Origin of the sequence: Alsobacter ponti, from assembly GCF_024294805.1 — a bacterium.
Classification (GTDB): domain Bacteria; phylum Pseudomonadota; class Alphaproteobacteria; order Rhizobiales; family Beijerinckiaceae; genus Alsobacter; species Alsobacter ponti.
The window spans coordinates 49,450-66,592 of the sequence record NZ_JANCLU010000017.1; the positions used below are offsets into that span (position 1 = coordinate 49,450).

17 protein-coding genes are annotated in these 17,143 nt (G+C 69.7%); 14 read left to right on the top strand and 3 right to left on the bottom strand.

From position 1 onward, the window contains the following. Positions 1–53: 53 nt before the first annotated feature. The 3 genes from NK718_RS16260 to NK718_RS16270 are packed head-to-tail and all read left to right on the top strand — an operon-like array spanning position 54 to position 2,971. Positions 54–1,007 (top strand): carbohydrate ABC transporter permease, encoded by a 954-nt coding sequence (locus NK718_RS16260; protein ID WP_254744399.1) that lies wholly within the window; start codon positions 54–56, stop codon positions 1,005–1,007. Next, the gene (locus tag NK718_RS16265; protein WP_254744401.1) at positions 1,004–1,879 is read left to right on the top strand and encodes a carbohydrate ABC transporter permease; all 876 of its coding nucleotides are present in this window, start codon (positions 1,004–1,006) and stop codon (positions 1,877–1,879) included. The genes NK718_RS16260 and NK718_RS16265 overlap by 4 nt, the downstream gene beginning before the upstream one ends. Positions 1,880–1,918: 39 nt before the next feature. After that, on the top strand, positions 1,919–2,971 hold the full coding sequence (locus tag NK718_RS16270; RefSeq protein WP_254744403.1) for a mannonate dehydratase: 1,053 nt from the start codon (positions 1,919–1,921) through the stop codon (positions 2,969–2,971). A gap of 13 nt (positions 2,972–2,984) precedes the next feature. On the opposite strand, the gene NK718_RS16275 is transcribed toward NK718_RS16270, so the two are convergent. After that, complete coding sequence (locus tag NK718_RS16275) at positions 2,985–3,656, bottom strand: GntR family transcriptional regulator (protein WP_254744405.1); 672 nt, start codon at positions 3,654–3,656, stop codon at positions 2,985–2,987. A gap of 325 nt (positions 3,657–3,981) precedes the next feature. Between NK718_RS16275 and NK718_RS16280 the strand changes: the two genes are divergently transcribed. From NK718_RS16280 to NK718_RS16300, 5 genes are all read left to right on the top strand, one after another. After that, the gene (locus tag NK718_RS16280) at positions 3,982–5,241 is read left to right on the top strand and encodes an extracellular solute-binding protein (protein ID WP_254744407.1); all 1,260 of its coding nucleotides are present in this window, start codon (positions 3,982–3,984) and stop codon (positions 5,239–5,241) included. Between the two features lie 61 nt (positions 5,242–5,302). Then, positions 5,303–6,193, top strand: coding sequence for a carbohydrate ABC transporter permease (locus NK718_RS16285; protein WP_254744409.1), 891 nt, complete (start codon positions 5,303–5,305; stop codon positions 6,191–6,193). 22 nt (positions 6,194–6,215) lie between these two features. Further along, complete coding sequence (locus tag NK718_RS16290; protein ID WP_254744411.1) at positions 6,216–7,109, top strand: carbohydrate ABC transporter permease; 894 nt, start codon at positions 6,216–6,218, stop codon at positions 7,107–7,109. 60 nt (positions 7,110–7,169) lie between these two features. Next, a complete protein-coding gene (locus tag NK718_RS16295; protein WP_254744413.1) occupies positions 7,170–8,267 on the top strand; it encodes a Gfo/Idh/MocA family protein in 1,098 nt (365 codons plus the stop codon). Between the two features lie 31 nt (positions 8,268–8,298). Then, positions 8,299–8,940, top strand: a complete 642-nt coding sequence (locus NK718_RS16300) for a ThuA domain-containing protein (RefSeq protein ID WP_254744415.1) — start codon at positions 8,299–8,301, stop codon at positions 8,938–8,940. Positions 8,941–9,202: 262 nt separating this feature from the next. On the opposite strand, the gene NK718_RS16305 is transcribed toward NK718_RS16300, so the two are convergent. Beyond that, a complete protein-coding gene (locus NK718_RS16305) occupies positions 9,203–9,565 on the bottom strand; it encodes a hypothetical protein (RefSeq protein WP_254744417.1) in 363 nt (120 codons plus the stop codon). A gap of 413 nt (positions 9,566–9,978) precedes the next feature. Between NK718_RS16305 and NK718_RS16310 the strand changes: the two genes are divergently transcribed. From NK718_RS16310 to NK718_RS16320, 3 genes are all read left to right on the top strand, one after another. Beyond that, a complete protein-coding gene (locus NK718_RS16310; RefSeq protein ID WP_254744419.1) occupies positions 9,979–10,746 on the top strand; it encodes an outer membrane protein in 768 nt (255 codons plus the stop codon). 109 nt (positions 10,747–10,855) lie between these two features. Then, positions 10,856–12,307, top strand: a complete 1,452-nt coding sequence (locus NK718_RS16315; protein ID WP_254744421.1) for a class I adenylate-forming enzyme family protein — start codon at positions 10,856–10,858, stop codon at positions 12,305–12,307. Positions 12,308–12,344: 37 nt separating this feature from the next. Continuing rightward, entirely contained in the window at positions 12,345–13,307 is a 963-nt protein-coding gene (locus tag NK718_RS16320) for a tripartite tricarboxylate transporter substrate-binding protein (protein ID WP_254744423.1), read from the top strand. Positions 13,308–13,331: 24 nt separating this feature from the next. Here the strand turns inward: NK718_RS16320 and rfbF are convergent, their stop codons facing one another. Beyond that, positions 13,332–14,108 carry a glucose-1-phosphate cytidylyltransferase gene (gene rfbF / locus NK718_RS16325; protein ID WP_254744425.1) on the bottom strand — a complete coding sequence of 259 codons (777 nt, stop codon included), beginning with the start codon at positions 14,106–14,108 and terminating at the stop codon, positions 13,332–13,334. Positions 14,109–14,250: 142 nt separating this feature from the next. Between rfbF and rfbG the strand changes: the two genes are divergently transcribed. The 3 genes from rfbG to rfbC are packed head-to-tail and all read left to right on the top strand — an operon-like array spanning position 14,251 to position 17,125. Further along, entirely contained in the window at positions 14,251–15,354 is a 1,104-nt protein-coding gene (rfbG, locus tag NK718_RS16330; protein ID WP_254744520.1) for a CDP-glucose 4,6-dehydratase, read from the top strand. Next, complete coding sequence (locus NK718_RS16335; protein WP_254744522.1) at positions 15,354–16,601, top strand: methyltransferase domain-containing protein; 1,248 nt, start codon at positions 15,354–15,356, stop codon at positions 16,599–16,601. Before rfbG ends, NK718_RS16335 begins: the two co-directional genes overlap by 1 nt. Continuing rightward, a complete protein-coding gene (rfbC, locus tag NK718_RS16340; protein WP_254744427.1) occupies positions 16,598–17,125 on the top strand; it encodes a dTDP-4-dehydrorhamnose 3,5-epimerase in 528 nt (175 codons plus the stop codon). Before NK718_RS16335 ends, rfbC begins: the two co-directional genes overlap by 4 nt. Positions 17,126–17,143 lie beyond the last annotated feature (18 nt).

Here is a 17,143-nt window from a genome sequence, read left to right on the forward strand (position 1 = left end):
CCCGCCGGCCCGTGGCGCGCGATCCCCCGGTCCGCGCGCAGTCCCGGAGCACCATGTCCCAGGCCCCGACACCCCTGACGTCCCGGCCCGCCGGTCTCGCTGCCGCGCGACAGGCCGCCGGCCGGCGGCGCTGGAGCGCCGCGACGCAGGACCGAGTCTTCGCCTACGCGCTCGTCGCGCCGGCGCTCCTGCTGATCCTGGGCCTCGTGGCCTACCCGTTCTTCTACGCCATCTACGTGTCGTTCACGAACCGCGTGGTCGGCAACGACGGCGAGTGGATCGGCCTCGGCAATTTCCGCTATCTGGCGCAGTCGGCCGCCTTCTCCAGCGCCATCTGGAACACCGTCATCCTCGTCGTCGCCAGCGACGCGCTGAAGCTGTCGATCGGGCTGGGGCTGGCGCTGCTCGTCAACCAGCGCTTTCCGGCGCGCGGCCTGTTCCGCTCGTTCCTGATGTTGCCGTGGGCGATGCCCGCCTTCGTCGCCTATCTCACCTGGCGCGTGCTCTACCAGCCGATCGGCGGCGGGCTGAACCTGATCCTCACCGGAACCGGGATCTATTCCGGCATCATCGACTGGCTCGGCCAGCGGGCCACGGCCATGCCGGCGGTCATCGCGGCGTCGGTGTGGCGCGGCTTCCCGTTCTGGTTCGTCAGCATCCTGGCTGCCCTGCAGACCATTCCGGCGGAGCTTTACGAGGCGGCGCGCATCGACGGGGCCACCGCCTGGCAGCGCTTCCGCCACGTCACCTTCCCCGCCATTCGGCCGGTGCTGATCGTCGTCACGCTGCTGTCGTCCATCTGGACGGCCAACTCGTTCGAGAGCGTCTGGCTACTGACGCAGGGCGGCCCGTCCGACGCGACCATGATCTTCCCGGTGCTGGCCTATTACGGCATGCAGACCCAGCGCCTCGGCGAGGCGGCGGCCGTCTCCGTCGCCATGCTGCCCGTGCTGGCGATCCTGGTGCTCGTCGCCACCGCCCTGATGCAGAAGGACGACGAGGCATGATCGGCCGCAACGCCGCGCGCGACGACGCAGCGCCGCCCGGCGCGCGCGGCCGCTGGATCGCCGGCCGGGCCCTGACGTACGCGGTCCTGCTCGCCGCCGTGGCGCTGGTGCTGCTGCCGATTTACTGGATGGCGATCACGTCGCTGAAGCTGCCGCGCGAGATCTACCGCGTGCCATCGCTGTGGCCGCAGACGATCACCTTCAACAACTACCGCATTCTGTTTGAGGACAAGGACTTCGTCCTCGCCATCCGCAACAGCCTCATCGTCTCCTTCGCGGTGACGCTGATCTCGGTGTTCATCTCTTCACTGGCGGCCTATTCGATGGTGCGGTTCCGCTACCGGTTCCGGGGGCTGTTCGGGCGCGTCATCCTGTTCGCTTATCTCACGCCGACCTCGCTGCTCTTCATTCCGCTCTCGATCCTGATGGCGAGGCTCGGGCTCGGCAATTCGCTGCACGGGCTCATCCTCGTCTATCTCACCTTCTCGCTGCCGCTCAGCACCTGGCTGCTGCAGGGCTATTTCCGCAGCGTGCCGCGCGAGCTGGAGGAGCAGGGGATGATCGACGGCCTCAGCCGCTTCGGCGCGCTGTTCCGCATCGTCGTTCCGCTGTCGGCGCCGGGCATCGCGGCCGTGTCGATCTTCACCTTCACGGGGGCGTGGAACGAACTTCTGCTGGCGCTGGTGCTGATCACGTCGGAGTCGCAGCGCACCGCGCCGCTGGCGCTGAACTACCTGATCACGAGCGACGTGCTGCCCTGGGGGCCGCTGATGGCGGGGGCGGTCGTGTCCTCGCTGCCGCTCATGATCCTCTACTTCGTCGCCCAGCACTACATGGTGCAGGGCATGACGGCGGGCTCGGTGAAGGGCTGACCCGCCAATGGGCCACCATGCGTTCGCGAGAGGGACAAGATGACGCAACAGGGCATCAGGATCGGCGTGGGCCAGTTCAACGAGCTCACCGACGAGAAGCTGCGCTTCGCCAAGCAGATCGGCGCGAGCGGCATCCAGATGAACACGCCCAAGCTTCCGGGCGACGCGCGCTGGGAGGAAAAGGACCTGCGCGCCCTGGTCGACAAGACGCGCGAGCACGGCCTCGTGCTCGAGGCCATCGAGAACGTGCCCACGCACTTCTACCACAAGGCCATGCTCGGCCTGCCGGGCCGCGACGAGCAGATCGAGAACTATCGCGCCACGGTGCGTAACGTGGGCCGCGCCGGCATCCCCATCCTCGGCTTCCACTTCATGCCGAACTCGGTGTGGCGCACCGAGCGCTTCGCGCCCGGGCGCGGCGGCGCGGGCTGCACCAAGTTCGACATGGCCGAGGTGGAGGCCAAGGCGAGCAAGGACGAGTGGCGGCAATACCTGCCGACCAGCCTCGGCTGGCAGGAGACGATGCCGCTGCGCGGCAAGGACGAGGCGGTCGTCACCGAAGAGGAGATGTGGGCGAACTACACCTACTTCATCAAGGCCGTGCTGCCGGTGGCGGAGGAGGCCGGCGTCAAGCTCGCTTTGCATCCGGACGACCCGCCGGTGCCGATGCTGGGCGGCGTCGCGCGCCTGTTCTACAAGCCCGAGAACTTCATCCGGGCCTGGGAGATCAACCCGAACAGTGACGCGTGGGGCCTCGACCTGTGCCTCGGCTGCTGCTCGGAGATGCCGGGCGGGGCGGCCAACGTGCGCCGGATGATCGAGTTCTTCGGCCCGAAGGGACGCATCTTCTACGTCCATTTCCGCGACGTGCAGGGCACCGTGCCGAACTTCCAGGAGTGCTTCATCGGCGAGGGCAATTTCGATCCCGCCGAGGTGATGTTCCTGCTCCAGCGCAACGGCTTCAAAGGGTTCCTGCTCGACGACCACGTGCCGCACATGGACGACGATACCGAGTGGAACCATCGCGGCCGCGCCCACGCCATCGGCTACATGCAGGGCCTGCTGCGCATGGGCGAGCTGCGCGCCGCCTGAGGCGGGGAGCGGGTCAGGAGGCGGCCGCGCCCTGCTCGGCCGCCTGCTCCGCGCGGATCTTGCCGACGAGGTGCTCGCGCACCGCCTCGACGGCGTCCTGCGCCAGCGCGACGGCGTCGCCGGCGTCGCCGCGCCTTGCCGCCGCGATGATGCCGCGGTGGTTGCGCGAGATCGCGCCGAGGTCGCGGGGGCCGAAATGGCGCGCGGCGGGGTAGATCAGCGGCCAGGTGCGGTCCAGCGCCTCCGCCGCCTCGGGGTTTCCCGCCACTCGCAGCACGTGGTCGAAGAACAGATCGTTGGCGACCATGTGGTCGTCGATCCCGACCGCCGCGTCGAGGCGGTTCTCCAGCGCCTCCAGCGTGTCGATATCGTCTTGCGTGGCGTGCTCGACGAAACGCCGGACGACGAGCCCGAGGATCGCCTTGCGCAGGTCGCAGAGATTGTGCGCGAGTTGCTCGTCGACGATGCGCACGCTCGCCCCGCGATTGGCGGGAATGCTGACGAGGCCCTGCGCCTGCAGTTCGAGCAGCGCCTGGCGCACCGGCATGGCGCTGGTGCGATAGCGCCGGGCCAGCTCCGCCACCTTCAGCCGCGCGCCCGGCGGGAAATGCCCGAGCCTGATGTCTCGCCGCAGCGCGGCGAGCAGGCCCTGGTAGGTCAGTTCTTCCCTGAGATGCTTGACCATGGCGGGTTTCGGCTCCGGGCCGGAAACCCGGCGGCCTCGCGGTTTCCCTAGCATCGCCACCCTCGGGCCGCCAAGAGCGCGGGCCCAACCCCGGCAGGAGCGGGCCAGGGCTGACGCACGCACATCGAAGGCGAACCGGCCTTGCGCGGGGCCGATTCTGTTCCCACTTTCGAGCGAAACGCGGATTGCTGTCCGCAGCCGGGCGGCAACATCCACTCAGCGTGACCGACGCCGCGCTGACGGCCTTTGAGTTGCGCACCTCATGCTTTGATGCTACCCATCCCGACGCCTCGCGACAGAGACGAGGAGCATGGGAGGACGACGGATGAACCGGTTGACTCGGTTGATGTTCGCGGCGGCGGCGGTCGCGCTGTCGGCGGGCGCGGCGGCGGCGCAGACCACGGTGAAGTGGCTGCACATCGAGGTGAACCCCCAGCAGGTGAAGATCTGGGAGGAGGTCGCCCGCGCCTTCGAGGCGAAGAACCCCGGCGTCAAGGTCGAGATGCAGTTCCTGGAGAACGAGGCCTACAAGGCCAAGGCTCCGACGCTGCTGCAGTCCAAGGACCGGCCGCACATCATCTATAGCTGGGCCGGCGGCGTGCTGCAGAGCCAGGTCGAGGCCGGGGTGATCGAGGACATCACCGAGCCGATGAAGGGCTACGTCGACACGCTCACTCCCGCGGCCGTCGACGCCTTCAAGGTCAACGGCCGCAACTACGGCATTCCGATCGCCATGTCGCAGGTCGGCTTCATGTACAACAAGGAGCTGATGGCCAAGGCCGGCGTCGACCCGAGCAAGATCAAGACCTGGGACGACTTCCTCGGCGCGGTGAAGACGATCAAGGCCGCCGGCATCACCCCGATCATCGCGGGCGGGGCCGACAAGTGGCCGCTGCACTTCTACTGGACCATGCTGGCGGTGCGCGTCGGCGGCAAGGCCGGCATCGAGCAGGCCATGAAGGGCGAGAACGGCGGCTTCGAGTCGGACGTCTACGTGAAGTCCGGGGAGCTCTACAAGCAGCTCGTCGACCTGCAGCCCTTCCAGAACGGCTTCCTCGGGGCCAAGAACCCGCAGGCGGTCGGCGCGTTCGGCGACGGCAAGGGCGCGATGATCCTCGCCATCAGCAGCTTCTACCACACGCAGAAGGCGCTGGCCGCCGACAAGGTCGGCCTGACCGACGACAAGGTCGGCTGGTTCGAGTTCCCGCAGGTTCCCGGCGGCAAGGGCGACGCCAACGACACGCTGGGCGGCATCACCGGCTGGCTCGTCACCAAGGGCTCGCCCAAGGAGGCGGTGGAATTCCTCAAGTTCTTCGTCTCCAAGGACGTGCAGTCGCGGCTCGCCGCCGGCAACTACATCATCCCGGTGTCGAAGGGCGCCGAGGAGGGCATCGTCAGCCCGTTCATGAAGAACATCGCCGCCAACCTGGCCAAGTCGAAGTACCACCAGAACTTCTACGACCAGGCGCTGGGCCCGAATGTCGGCCGCGTCATCAACGACGCCTCGGCGGAGATCGCCGGCGGCTCCATGACGCCGAAGCAGGCCGCCAAGGCCGTCAACGACGCCTGGAAGCAGGGCAACTGACGAAACCCGGGCGCGGCTCCCCGGCCGCGCCCGTCCGCACCCCGACCGGCAGGAGCCCCCCATGGTCGCCACTGCGCTCCGCTCGCGGAGAACCGACGGGCAGCTTCCGGCCCTGCTGCTGTTCCTCCCGCCGGCGCTGCTGCTGTTCACGATCTTCGTGGTCATGCCGGTGGGGGAGGCCGCCTGGTACAGCCTGTTCAACTGGAACGGCTTCGGCCGGCCGACCAACTGGATCGGCCTGCGCAATTATTTCTCCGTGTTCGAGACGCGCGCCTTCGGGCTCGCTTTGCGCAACAACGGGCTGATCATCGTTGTCTCGCTGCTGGTGCAGCTGCCCCTGGCGCTGACGCTGGCGATCATGCTGGCGGAGAAGTTCCGCGGCTCGGTGTTCCTGCGCATGCTGTTCTTCATGCCGTACGTGCTGGCGGAGATCGCCACCGGCCTGATCTTCAGCTTCGTCTATGACGGCGACTATGGGCTGCTCGCCGCCATCTACCGCGCCTTCGGGGCCGAGGCCCCGCATCTGCTCGCCAGCGCCGACACGTCCATGGCGGCCGTGCTGGTCGTGGTGGTGTGGAAGTATTTCGGCTTCCACATGATGCTGTTCATCGCCGCCTTGCAGGGCATGGACCGCAACCTCATCGAGGCCGCCCGCATCGACGGCGCGACCCGCGTCCAGCAGCTGCGCTTCGTCGTCATCCCGCTGCTCTACCCCACGATCCGGCTGTCCGTGTTCTTTGCAGTGGTCGGCTCGCTGCAGCTCTTCGACCTGGTGATGCCGCTGACGCGCGGCGGCCCCGCCGACAGCTCGCAGACCATGGTGAGCTTCCTCTACACGCACGGCGTCATGCGCATGCGGGTGGGCTATGGCAGCGCCATCGGCGTCATCCTGTTCGTCATCTGCGTCACCGTGGCCTTCACCTACAAACGCTGGTTCATGCGCGATGAGTAGAGCTCTGCCCGCCGGGCCCGGCATGGCCCGACCCGCCGAACGCGCCGCCGCCCCGGCCGCGCCCGCCAAGCGCCGGGCGCGCGACATCGACGGCGGCTCGCCCTTCGCGACGCTCTACAAGTGGCTGTTCCTGCTGCTCGTGGCGGGGTTCGTTGTGGTGCCGCTGATCGCCACCGTGCTCGGCGGCTTCAAGAGCCTGGGCGAACTGCGCACCAACCCGTTCGGCCTGCCGCACGTCTGGGAGTGGAGCAACTACGGCGATATTCTGTTCTCGGCGCGCTACTGGCAGCTCATCGCCAACTCGCTCATCATTTCCTCGCTCACCGTGCTGCTGGTGCTGGTGACGGCCTCGATGGCGGCGTTCGTGTTCGCCCACATCAAGTTCTGGGGCAACCGCATGCTCCTGAACTACCTGACGATGGGCCTGCTGTTCCCGGCCTCGACCGCCATCCTGCCGCTGTTCATCCGGGTGCGGGACTTCGGCCTGCTCGACACCTATCTCGGCGTCGTGCTGCCGCAGGTGGCGTTCAGCCTGGCCATGAGCGTGCTGCTGCTGCGCCGCTTCTTCAAGGACCTGCCGGAAGAGCTGCTGGAGGCCGCGCTCGTGGACGGCTGCTCCTACCTCAACTTCTTCCGCTACGTGACGCTGCCGCTGTCGCGCCCGATCCTCGCCACCGTGGGCACCATCGCCTTCGTGCACAGCTGGAACGGCTATTTGCTGCCGCTCGTGATGCTCAACAGCGACGCCATGTACCCGTGGCCGCTCGGCATCATGGTCTACCAGGGCGAGTACTCGGCCGAGTGGAGCCTGATCCTCGCCTTCATCACCCTCACCATCCTGCCGACGCTGCTGATGTTCCTGCTCGCTCAGAAGCACATCGTGGCGGGGCTGACCGCCGGCGCGGTCAAGGGATGAACCCCTCTCCGCCCGGCCGCGCGCCGGGCGCAACCCACTGACGGACAGGAGTTTTCGGACATGCGCAGGATTGGCGTCGGCATCATCGGATGCGGCAATATCAGCGGGGCCTATCTGACGGCCGCGCAGGGCCTTCCCGCCATCGAGGTGCGCGCGCTCGCCGACATGCGAACGGCCGCGGCGGAGAAGCGCGGGGCGGAGTTCGGGCTGCCGGCCATGCGGGTCGACGAGCTTTTGAAGCGCGACGACGTCGAGATCGTCATCAACCTCACCGTGCCGCTGGCGCACACCGACATCAGCATGGCGGTGCTGCGCGCCGGCAAGCACGTCTACTCGGAGAAGCCGCTCGGCGTGAACGTCGCCGAGGCGCGCAAGGTCATGGACCTCGCCGAGGAGAAGGGCCTGCGCGTCGGCTGCGCGCCGGACACCTTCCTCGGCGGCGGCCACCAGACGGCGCGCCAGCTCATCGACGAGGGCGCGATCGGCACGCCGATCGCCGGCTCCGCCTTCTTCATGTGCCCCGGCCACGAGCGCTGGCACCCCGCGCCGGGCTTCTACTACCTGCGCGGCGGCGGCCCGATGCTGGACATGGGGCCCTACTACATCACCGACCTCGTGCAGCTGCTCGGCCCGGTCGCCGCCGTCATGGGGTCGACCTCGCGCATGCGCTCCGAGCGGCTGGTCACCAGCGAGCCGATGAACGGGACGCTGATCCCGGTCGAGGTGGCGACCCACGTCGCCGGCACGCTGGAGTTCGAGAGCGGCGCGCTGGTGTCGATCGCCATGAGCTTCGATGTGCCCAAGCACCGCCACACCCCCATCGAGATCTACGGCACCAAGGGCAGCATCGCCGTGCCCGACCCCAACCGCTTCGGCGGCGAGGTGGCGGTGGCGCGCACCGGGGGCGAGTGGGAGACGATGCCGCTCACCCACGGCTACGCCGACGGCAACTACCGCTCGCTCGGCGTGGCCGACATGGCCGCCGCCATCGCCTCGGGCCGCCCCCACCGCGCCAGCGGGGCGCTGGCCTTCCACGTGCTGGAGGTGATGGAGGCCTTCCAGACCTCGTCCGACGAGGGCCGCCGCGTCGCCATTCAAAGCCGCGTCGAGCGCCCCGCCATGATGCGGACCGGCATCGAGACCGGCCAGATCGACTGACGCCCCAACGAGAAAAAACGGAGCAAGACCAATGCGCAAGGCCATGATCGTCTGGGGCGGCTGGGCAGGGCACGACCCCGATCTGTGCGCCTCCATCATGCGGGGCTGGCTGAAGGAGGAGGGGTTCGACGTGCGGATGGAGACCTCCACCGCCGCCTTCGCCGACCCCGCCATCCACGACCTGTCGCTGATCGTGCCGATCTACACCATGTCGAAGATCGAGAAGGAGGAGGCCGCCAATCTCTGCGCCGCGGTGCGGGGAGGGGTGGGTCTGGCCGGTCACCACGGGGGCATGTGCGACGCCTTCCGGGACGCGGTGGAGTACCAGTTCATGTGCGGCGGCCAGTGGGTGGCCCATCCCGGCAACATCATCGACTACCGCGTCGACGTGACCCGCCCTGACGATCCGATCATGAGCGGAATCGCCGACTTCGAGTACCGTTCCGAGCAGTATTACATGCACGTCGACCCGGCCAACGAGGTGCTGGCGACGACCACTTTCGACGGCGAGCACGCGCCCTGGTGCAAGGGGGTGGTGATGCCGGTGGTGTGGAAGAAACGCTATGGAGAAGGCCGGGTGTTCTACTCCTCGCTCGGCCACCGGGCCTACGAGCTGGACGTGCCCGAGGTGAAGACGATGATGCGTCGCGGCCTACTGTGGGCCGCCCGCTGACCGCCTGATGTGTTCCGCTGGAAACGGCCCCGCGAACGCGAGTTCCGGGGCCGAATTCGGGACCGAAACCCGCCGCGATCGCATCGTCGCATGGCGGTTCGGGCTGGATCGGATCTTCGGGTCGAATTCCGACGGCGATGTCGCCCGCTGAGGGGCGCACCTTGAAAGTCGTCGGAAACGCGAACTTCGCATCGAAACGGACGGGCGGGCCGGAGCGACCGGACGCCTCGCCCGGCCGTGCCTGCGAAACCCCGCGCGCGGGCTAGTAGTACGGCCGGTAATAGGGCCGGTAGTACGGTCGGTAGTAGCCGCCGTAATAGCCGCCGTAGTAGGGGTCGCCGTAATAGGGCCCGTAGTAGCCCCCCGCCGGCGCCCAGACGCCGGTCGCCCAGCCGCCAGAGCCGACGCCGACGCCGACCGAGACCGGCGCGGCCACGGCCACCGGCGCGGCGGCGTAGCGGTTCCGCTCTGCGGTGAGGCAGCGGTTGAAGGCGCGCGTGCCGGGGCGCAGGCCCGACTGCTCGCACACATACTCGGCGCTGAGATAGGGATCCGCCGTCTGGCATCCGGCGAGCCCCAGGGCGAGGCCCGCCGCGGCGAGGAAGGAGAGACGCTTGACGCTCATGCACGATCTCCCTGAACGGGGGGCCGACGGTCCCGGCGCGGACCTGCCGTCATTGGCGCGTCCGGCCCGGGCCGCCCGGCCCTTCAGTGAACGTTCGTTCGGCCCCAAAAGATGCAACGACTCTGATCCCGAACGCCACCTTCGGCCTTGACCTCGCGCAAGCCGCGCCGCGAGGGGACTAGGGACGCAAGCGACCCGGCAACCTGACACGGGACCGCGGCCGCGCTCCCGGTGGGTCTCGGCGGTTCAGGAGCCGCCAGTTCCGGGGGACGCGCCCACATCTCACGCCGCCTCCAAGGTCGTGGCATCCATGTCACAGTAGATGCAACTTCTGCGTGTACTCACCTTGTAAAATATCGCCAAAGATGAAATGTTGATCGTGTACTTCGAGTCGCGATCTGGGCAACGCAACAATGAACAAAACCTTTCTGACCGCGGCGGGCGTGCTCTCCGCGGCATTCACGCCGGCAATCGCCGCCGACCTGCCGGTGCGCACCGCGCCCGCGGCTCCGGTGATGACGCTCGCTCCCTACAATTGGACCGGCTTCTACGCCGGCGTGAACGCGGGCTTCGTGTCCGCCGACACCAGCGGCACGGGCTACAATCCGGGGGGCCCGACGGGCGCCTGCTGGAGCTTCGACTGCAGCTTCTCGACGAGCGACTCGACCACCGGCGTGCTGCTGGGCGGCCAGCTCGGCTACAACTTCCAGTCCGGAGCCTTCGTTTTCGGCGTCGAGGGCGACCTCGGCTGGACCAACGCCAACAGCAGCGGCGTCACCCAGACCTACACCTACGCCAAGACCGGCCTGGACGCGCTCGGCACGCTGCGCCTGCGGCTCGGCTACGCCTTCGACCGCGTGCTCGTCTACGGCACCGGCGGCCTGGCCTTCGGCAATCTCTCGAACAAGTACACCGACACGTACTGGTTCGGCCCGTCGGGCTCCTACTCGCCCGCCAAGAACGACGGCTGGCAGGTCGGCTGGACGCTCGGCGCGGGCGTCGAGTACGCCATCAACAACAACTGGACGGTGAAGGCCGAGGGTCTCTACTACGCCTTCGACAAGACGTCCGGCGTGGCGACGAGCTCCAGCGGCATCGACACCTACACGGGCGGCATGCGCAGCGACACCAACGGGTGGGTCGGCCGCATCGGCCTCAACTACCGCTTCGGCGGCCTCTGATCCGCGGGAGCGGGCCGGCCCCGCTCCGCCAGGCTTCGCGCGACCCAGCACCCTCGTGCTGGGTCGCGCCGTTTTCAGCGCCCGCCCGCGCGCGTCCCGAGGGTTTCACGTGTCGTCGCTTTCGCCCCGCCCGCATTTTCCGTCCTATGTGGACGCCGTCCTTCGCCACGCGGCGCTCGATCCGTTCAAGGCGGCCATCGGCACGGAAGGCGGCGTCGTCACCTATGGCCAGCTCGCCGAGGCGGTCCATTGCGCGACGACCAACGCGGCGCGCGCCGGGCTGAAGGCCGGGTCGGTGGTCGGCATCGTCGTCGGCGATCCGGTCTGGCACATCTGCCTCATCTGCGCGCTGCACCGCCTCGGGGTGGTCAGCGTGTCGCTCGGCTATCTCGAGACGGGGCTGCCGCTCGGCCTCGCGGCGATCCTGGAGGACGCCGGCGAGAAGGTCGACTTCGCCGGCCAGGTGCTGCGCGTCGCGCCGGAGTGGTTCACCCGCCCGGCCGACGTCGCGCCGGCGCGGGCCGACTTCGGCCCCACCGACCTGTGCCGCATCGCCCTGTCGTCCGGCACCACCGGGCTGCCGAAGCCGATCGCCATGAGCCCCGAGATCCTGTGGCATCGGCTGACCACCTATCTCCTGCGCGGACGCTTCGGCGTGTCGGAGAAGGTGTTCTGCGGGCCGCCGCTGCGCTCGCACTTCGCCTTCGCCATCGCCTTCGCCGCGCTGATGTCCGGCAAGATGGTCTGCTTCGCCTCCAGCGCCGCCACCACGGTGCCGCTGGTCAGCTATTTCGGGGCCGACCTCGCGGTCATCTCCGTCCACCAGCTCTCCGAGCTCGCCAACGCGCAGCACGCCCAGTTCGGCGGGCTGTCGAGCCTGCGCGAGATCCAGGCGGGAGGCTCCACCATCTCCGACGCGCTGCTCGGCAAGGTCCGCGCGGTGCTCGCCTGTCCGGTGCTCAACACCTACGCCTCCACCGAGGCCGGCACGGCGGCGCTCGCGCCGCTCGAGCGGCTCGGCGCGCTGCGGCGGGAGGGCGCGGTCGGGGTGCTGGCGCCGTGGGCCGAGGTCGTGGCATGCGACGAGGAGGGGCGGGAGTTGCCGCCGGGCGCGGAAGGGCTCCTGCGCGTCAGCGCGGCGGGCATGGCCCCGGCCTACCAGCCCGGCCTACGCACGGTCGAGGAGCCCGCCTGGTTCTTCCCCGGCGACATCGGCCACGTCACGCCGGAGCGCGTGCTCGTCATTCGCGGCCGCGACGCGGAGTTCATCAATATCGGCGGCAACAAGATCGCCCCGGAGCGGATCGAGGAGCTGGTGCGCGAGTGCTCCGGCGTCGCGGACGCGGCGGTGTTCGCGGTCGACATCAAGGCCGACTTCCCGCAGGTCTGGGCGGTGGTGACGGCCAACGGCCCGATCGATCCCACGGCGATCATGCGCCATTGCGCGGCGAAGCTTCCCGCCACGACCCCCACCGTCATCCGTGTCGTGGCGTCCATTCCGCGCAACGCCACCGGCAAGATCATGCGCGACAAGCTGCGCAAGGAGCTGGCCGGCGGCTGACGCCGGTCGCCCGCATACCGAAGAGAGGACACCCCCGATGGGCCTGACGCGCGTCGTTCGAACCGTCATCGCGCTGGGCGCGCTCGCGCTCGCCACCGCCGCCGCGCCGGCCAGCGCCGAGACCTATCCGGACAAGCCCATCCGCTTCATCGTCGGCTTCGGCCAGGGCGGCCCGACCGACGTGGCGGCGCGCGCGCTGGCCGAGGAGATCGGCACGCTGCTGGGCGGCAAGATCTATGTCGAGAACCGCCCCGGCGCGTCGGGCAACATCGCGACCCAGGCGGCGGCGTCGTCGCCGGCCGACGGCTACACCTTCCTGATCGGCGCGACCCCGCTGGCGGTCAACGAGACGCTGTTCCCGGATTTCCCGATCCGCTTCGGCAAGAACATCGCGGCCGTCGGCGCGGTGGGCGCGACCGGCAACGTGCTCGTCGCGCATCCCTCGCTGAACGTGCGGACCGTCGCCGATTACGTGGCGCTGGCGCGCAAGCAGCCCGGCGCGGTGGACTACATCACGCTGGGCCGAGGCTCCTCCTCGCACCTTGCCGGGCTCGAGTTCGAGCGCCTGGCGGGCGTGTCGCTGACGCCGGTTCCCCATCTCGGCAACGGCGAGGCGGTGCAGGACATCGTGGGCGGCCACGTGAAGAGCTGGTTCGCCACCATCCCCTCCGTGGTCGAGCTGGTGAAGGGGGGCCAGGTCGTGGCCCTCGGCGTCACCGGCCCGGTGCGCTCCGCCTCGCTGCCGGACGTGCCGACGCTGTCGGAAGCGGGGCTGACGGGCTTCGACGTGAGGCTCTGGATCGGCCTGTTCGCGCCGGTCGGCATCCCGGCCGAGCGCCTGCGCGCGTTCTCGGACGCCTTCGACCGGGCCATCGCCCGGCCGGAGCTGCAGGCCGTGTTCGCCGCGCAGGGCATCGAGAAGCTGAAGATGACGCAGCCCGAATTCACCGCCTTCGTCGAGGCGGATATCGCCCGCTGGTCGGCGCGGCTCGGCAAGTAGGCCGGGGGAGCGCCGACGCCGCCGTCAGCGCTTCCAGAGCGCCCAGGGGGCCTTGCCGGATTCCCACATCGCGACGAGCTGCTGCTTGTCGCGCAGCGTGTCCATGGGCTGCCAGAAGCCGTCGTGGCGCCAGCCGGCGAGTTCGCCGGCGGCGGCGAGGCGTTCCATGGGCTCGCGCTCCCAGATGGTCTGGTCGCCGTCGACGAGGTCGATCGCCGAGGGGTCGAGCACGAAGAAGCCGCCGTTGATGAGGCCGCCGTCGCTCTGCGGCTTCTCCTCGAACGCGGTGACGCGCTCGCCCTCCAGCACCAGGCGGCCGAAACGGGCCGGCGGGCGCACGCAGGCCACCGTCGCCTTGCGGCCGTGGTTGCGGTGGAAGGCGATCTCGGCGGCGATGTTCACGTCGGCGACGCCATCGCCATAAGTCATGCAGAACGGCTCGCCGGGGTCGAGATAGTCGCGCACGCGGCGCAGGCGGCCGCCGGTGTTCGTCTGGTCGCCCGTGTCGACCAGCGTCACCCGCCACGGCTCGGGGCTGGCGCGGTGATGGCTCACCGTGTTGGTCGTCATGTCGAAGGTGACGTCGGAGCTGTGCAGGTAATAGTTCGCGAAATATTCCTTGATGACGTAGCCCTTGTAGCCCAGGCAGACGACGAAGTCGGAAATGCCGAAATGGGTGTAGAGCTTCATGATGTGCCAGAGGATCGGCCGGTCGCCGATCTCCACCATGGGCTTGGGCCGAACGCTCGACTCCTCGGCGATCCTGGTGCCGAGCCCGCCCGCGAGTATCACGCATTTCATAATGTCGGTTCCATCGCAATTGCGGCCGGGTCGCCGGGCCGGCGCGGACCGTCCCGTGGTTGACATAGCGCGCCGCTGACGCCAAGACCTCCCCGACTTTACGACATTTGCGTTTCCGGCGTCTTTCCATCCGGCGACGGGGCTGAACATGAGCGCATTCTGGTCCGGAAGACGCGTCCTCCTCACCGGGCACACCGGTTTCAAGGGGGCGTGGCTGTCGCTGTGGCTGGAGCGGCTGGGGGCCGAAACCTGGAGCCTCGCTCTCCCGGCGGCGACGCAGCCGAGCCTGCACGCGCTCGTCGCCCGCGCGCCGGATCAGCGCGCCGCCACGCTGGACATCCGCGACGGCGCGGCGCTCGCCGCCTTCGCCCGCGAGGCGCGGCCGAGCGTGGTGCTGCACCTCGCGGCCCAGGCGCTGGTGCGCGTGTCCTACGCCGACCCGGCCGGCACCTTCGCCACCAATGTCGGCGGCACGGTGAACCTGCTCACCGCGCTGCGCGGCGCGCCGGAGCTGGAGGCCGTGGTGGTAGCGACGACCGACAAGGTCTACGCCAACGACGAGGCCGGCCGGCCCTTCGTCGAGACGGACGCGCTCGGCGGGCACGACCCCTACAGCGCCTCGAAGGCGTGCTGCGAGATCGCGGTGGCGAGCCTGCGCGACAGCCTGTTCGTGGGCGGCCCGCGCATCGCCACGGCGCGCGCCGGCAACGTCATCGGCGGCGGCGACTGGTCGGCCGACCGCATCGTGCCCGACATGGTGCGCGCCGCCGCGCGGGGCGACGCGCTGGAACTGCGCTCTCCGGACGCGGTGCGCCCCTGGCAGCACGTGCTCGAGCCGCTGGCCGGCTATCTCGCCTTCGCCGAGGCGCTGGCGACCGGGCGGACCGCGGAGACGGCGCTGAACTTCGGGCCGGACCCGGAGGCCTTCGCGCGCGTCCGCGAGCTGGTCGACGCCATGCGCGACGGGCTCGGCCTGGCGCAGGGCTGGCGTCCGCAGCCGGGCGAGCACCCGCGCGAGGCCGGGCTGCTGACGCTGGATTCGACCCGCGCCCGCGACACGCTGGGCTGGCGGCCGCTGCTCGACTTCCGCTCCGCCGCCGAGTGGACGGCGCGCTGGTACGCCGACTGGCGCGCCGGGGCGGACGCCCGCGCCCTGTGCCTAGCCCAGATCGCCGCTTACGAAGCCCTTTCCCGCGAAGCCCTTTCCCGCCAAGCTCTTTCCCGCGACCGGACCGCCCGCCCATGATTCCCGCCATCGCCTGCCGCTTCTGCTCCGCGCCGCTGACGCGGACCTTCGTCGACCTGGGCGAGACGCCGCTCGCCAATTCCTATCTGCGCGCCGAGCAGCTCGGCCGCCCGGAGCCGCGCTACCCGCTGCACGCGCGGGTGTGCTCGCGCTGCCGGCTGGTGCAGGTGGACGCGGTGGCGACGCCCGAGCACATCTTCAGCGACTACGCCTATTTCTCCTCCACCTCGGCCTCCTGGGTGGCACACGCGCGCCGCTTCGCCGAGGGCGCGATGCGCCGCTGGGGGCTGGGCCCGGAGAGCCGCGTCGTCGAGGTGGCGAGCAACGACGGCTACCTGCTGCGCCATTTCGTCGAGTTCGGCGTGCCCGTTCTGGGCGTCGAGCCCGCCGCCAACGTGGCCGAGGCCGCGCGCAAGGCGGGCGTGCCGACGGAGACGGCGTTCTTCGGCCGCGACACGGCGCGCCGCCTGCGCCAGGCCGGCTACGCCGCCGACCTGACGGTCGCCAACAACGTGCTGGCCCACGTGCCGGACATCGACGACTTCGCCGCCGGCTTCGCCGAGCTGCTGAAGCCGGGCGGCGTCGCCAGCTTCGAGTTCCCGCATCTGCTGCGGCTGATCGAGGGCGTGCAGTTCGACACGATCTACCACGAGCACTTCTCCTACCTGTCGCTGCTGGCGGCGGAGCGCATCTTCGCGGCGCACGGCCTGCGCGCCTTCGACGTCGAGGAACTGCCCACGCATGGCGGCAGCCTGCGCCTGAGCCTGTGCCACGAGGCCGCCGCGCATCGCCCGACGCCGGGCCTCGCCAAGGTCCGCGCCGACGAGGCGGCCGCCGGGCTCGACGGCGACGCCGCCTACGAGGGCTTCACGCCGCGCGTCGAAAAGGTGCGCGACGACCTGCTCGCCTTCCTGCGGACGGCGAAGGCGGAAGGCCGGCGCGTCGCCGCCTACGGCGCGGCGGCCAAGGGCAACACGCTGCTCAACTATTGCGGCGTCGACGGCGCGCTCATCGACTACGTCGTCGACCTCAGCCCCCACAAGCAAGGCCTCTATTTGCCCGGCAGCCACCTGCCGATCCTGCCGCCCTCGCGCATCGCCGAGACGAAGCCGGACTACGTGCTGATCCTGCCGTGGAACCTGCGCGAGGAGATCATGCGGCAGATGGCGCACGTGGCGGACTGGGGCGGACGCTTCGTCGTCGCCGTGCCGCGCCTGACCGTATTCGAGCCGGGGCAGGGGGCATGAAGCTCGTCCCGACGGAGCTGCCCGGCGTCATGGTCGTCGAGGCCGAGCCCGTCGGCGACGAGAGGGGCCTGTTCGCGCGGGTCTATGACGCCGACGCCTTCGCCGCCGCCGGCCTGCCGACGGACTGGCCGCAGTGCAACCTGTCGTGGAACCCCGTCCGCCACACCCTGCGGGGCATGCACTTCCAGACGGGGGAGGCGGCCGAGCCGAAGCTGGTGCGCTGCACGCGCGGGCGCGTCTTCGACGTGGCGGTGGACCTGCGCCCCGCCTCGCCCGGCTTCCGCCGCTGGGTGGGCGTGGAGCTCGACGCGGACCGCCGCAACGCGCTCTACGTGCCGCCCGGCTGCGCGCACGGCTTCCTGACGCTGACGCAAGAGGCCGAGGTGCTCTACATGATGGGCGCGCGCTACCGGCCCGAGGCGGCCTCCGGCGTGCGCTGGAACGACCCCGCCTTCGCCATCGCCTGGCCGGCCGCGCCGGCGCTGATCGGCCCGCGCGACGCCTCCTGGCCGGATTTCGGCTGATCCCGCGCTTGTGACCGC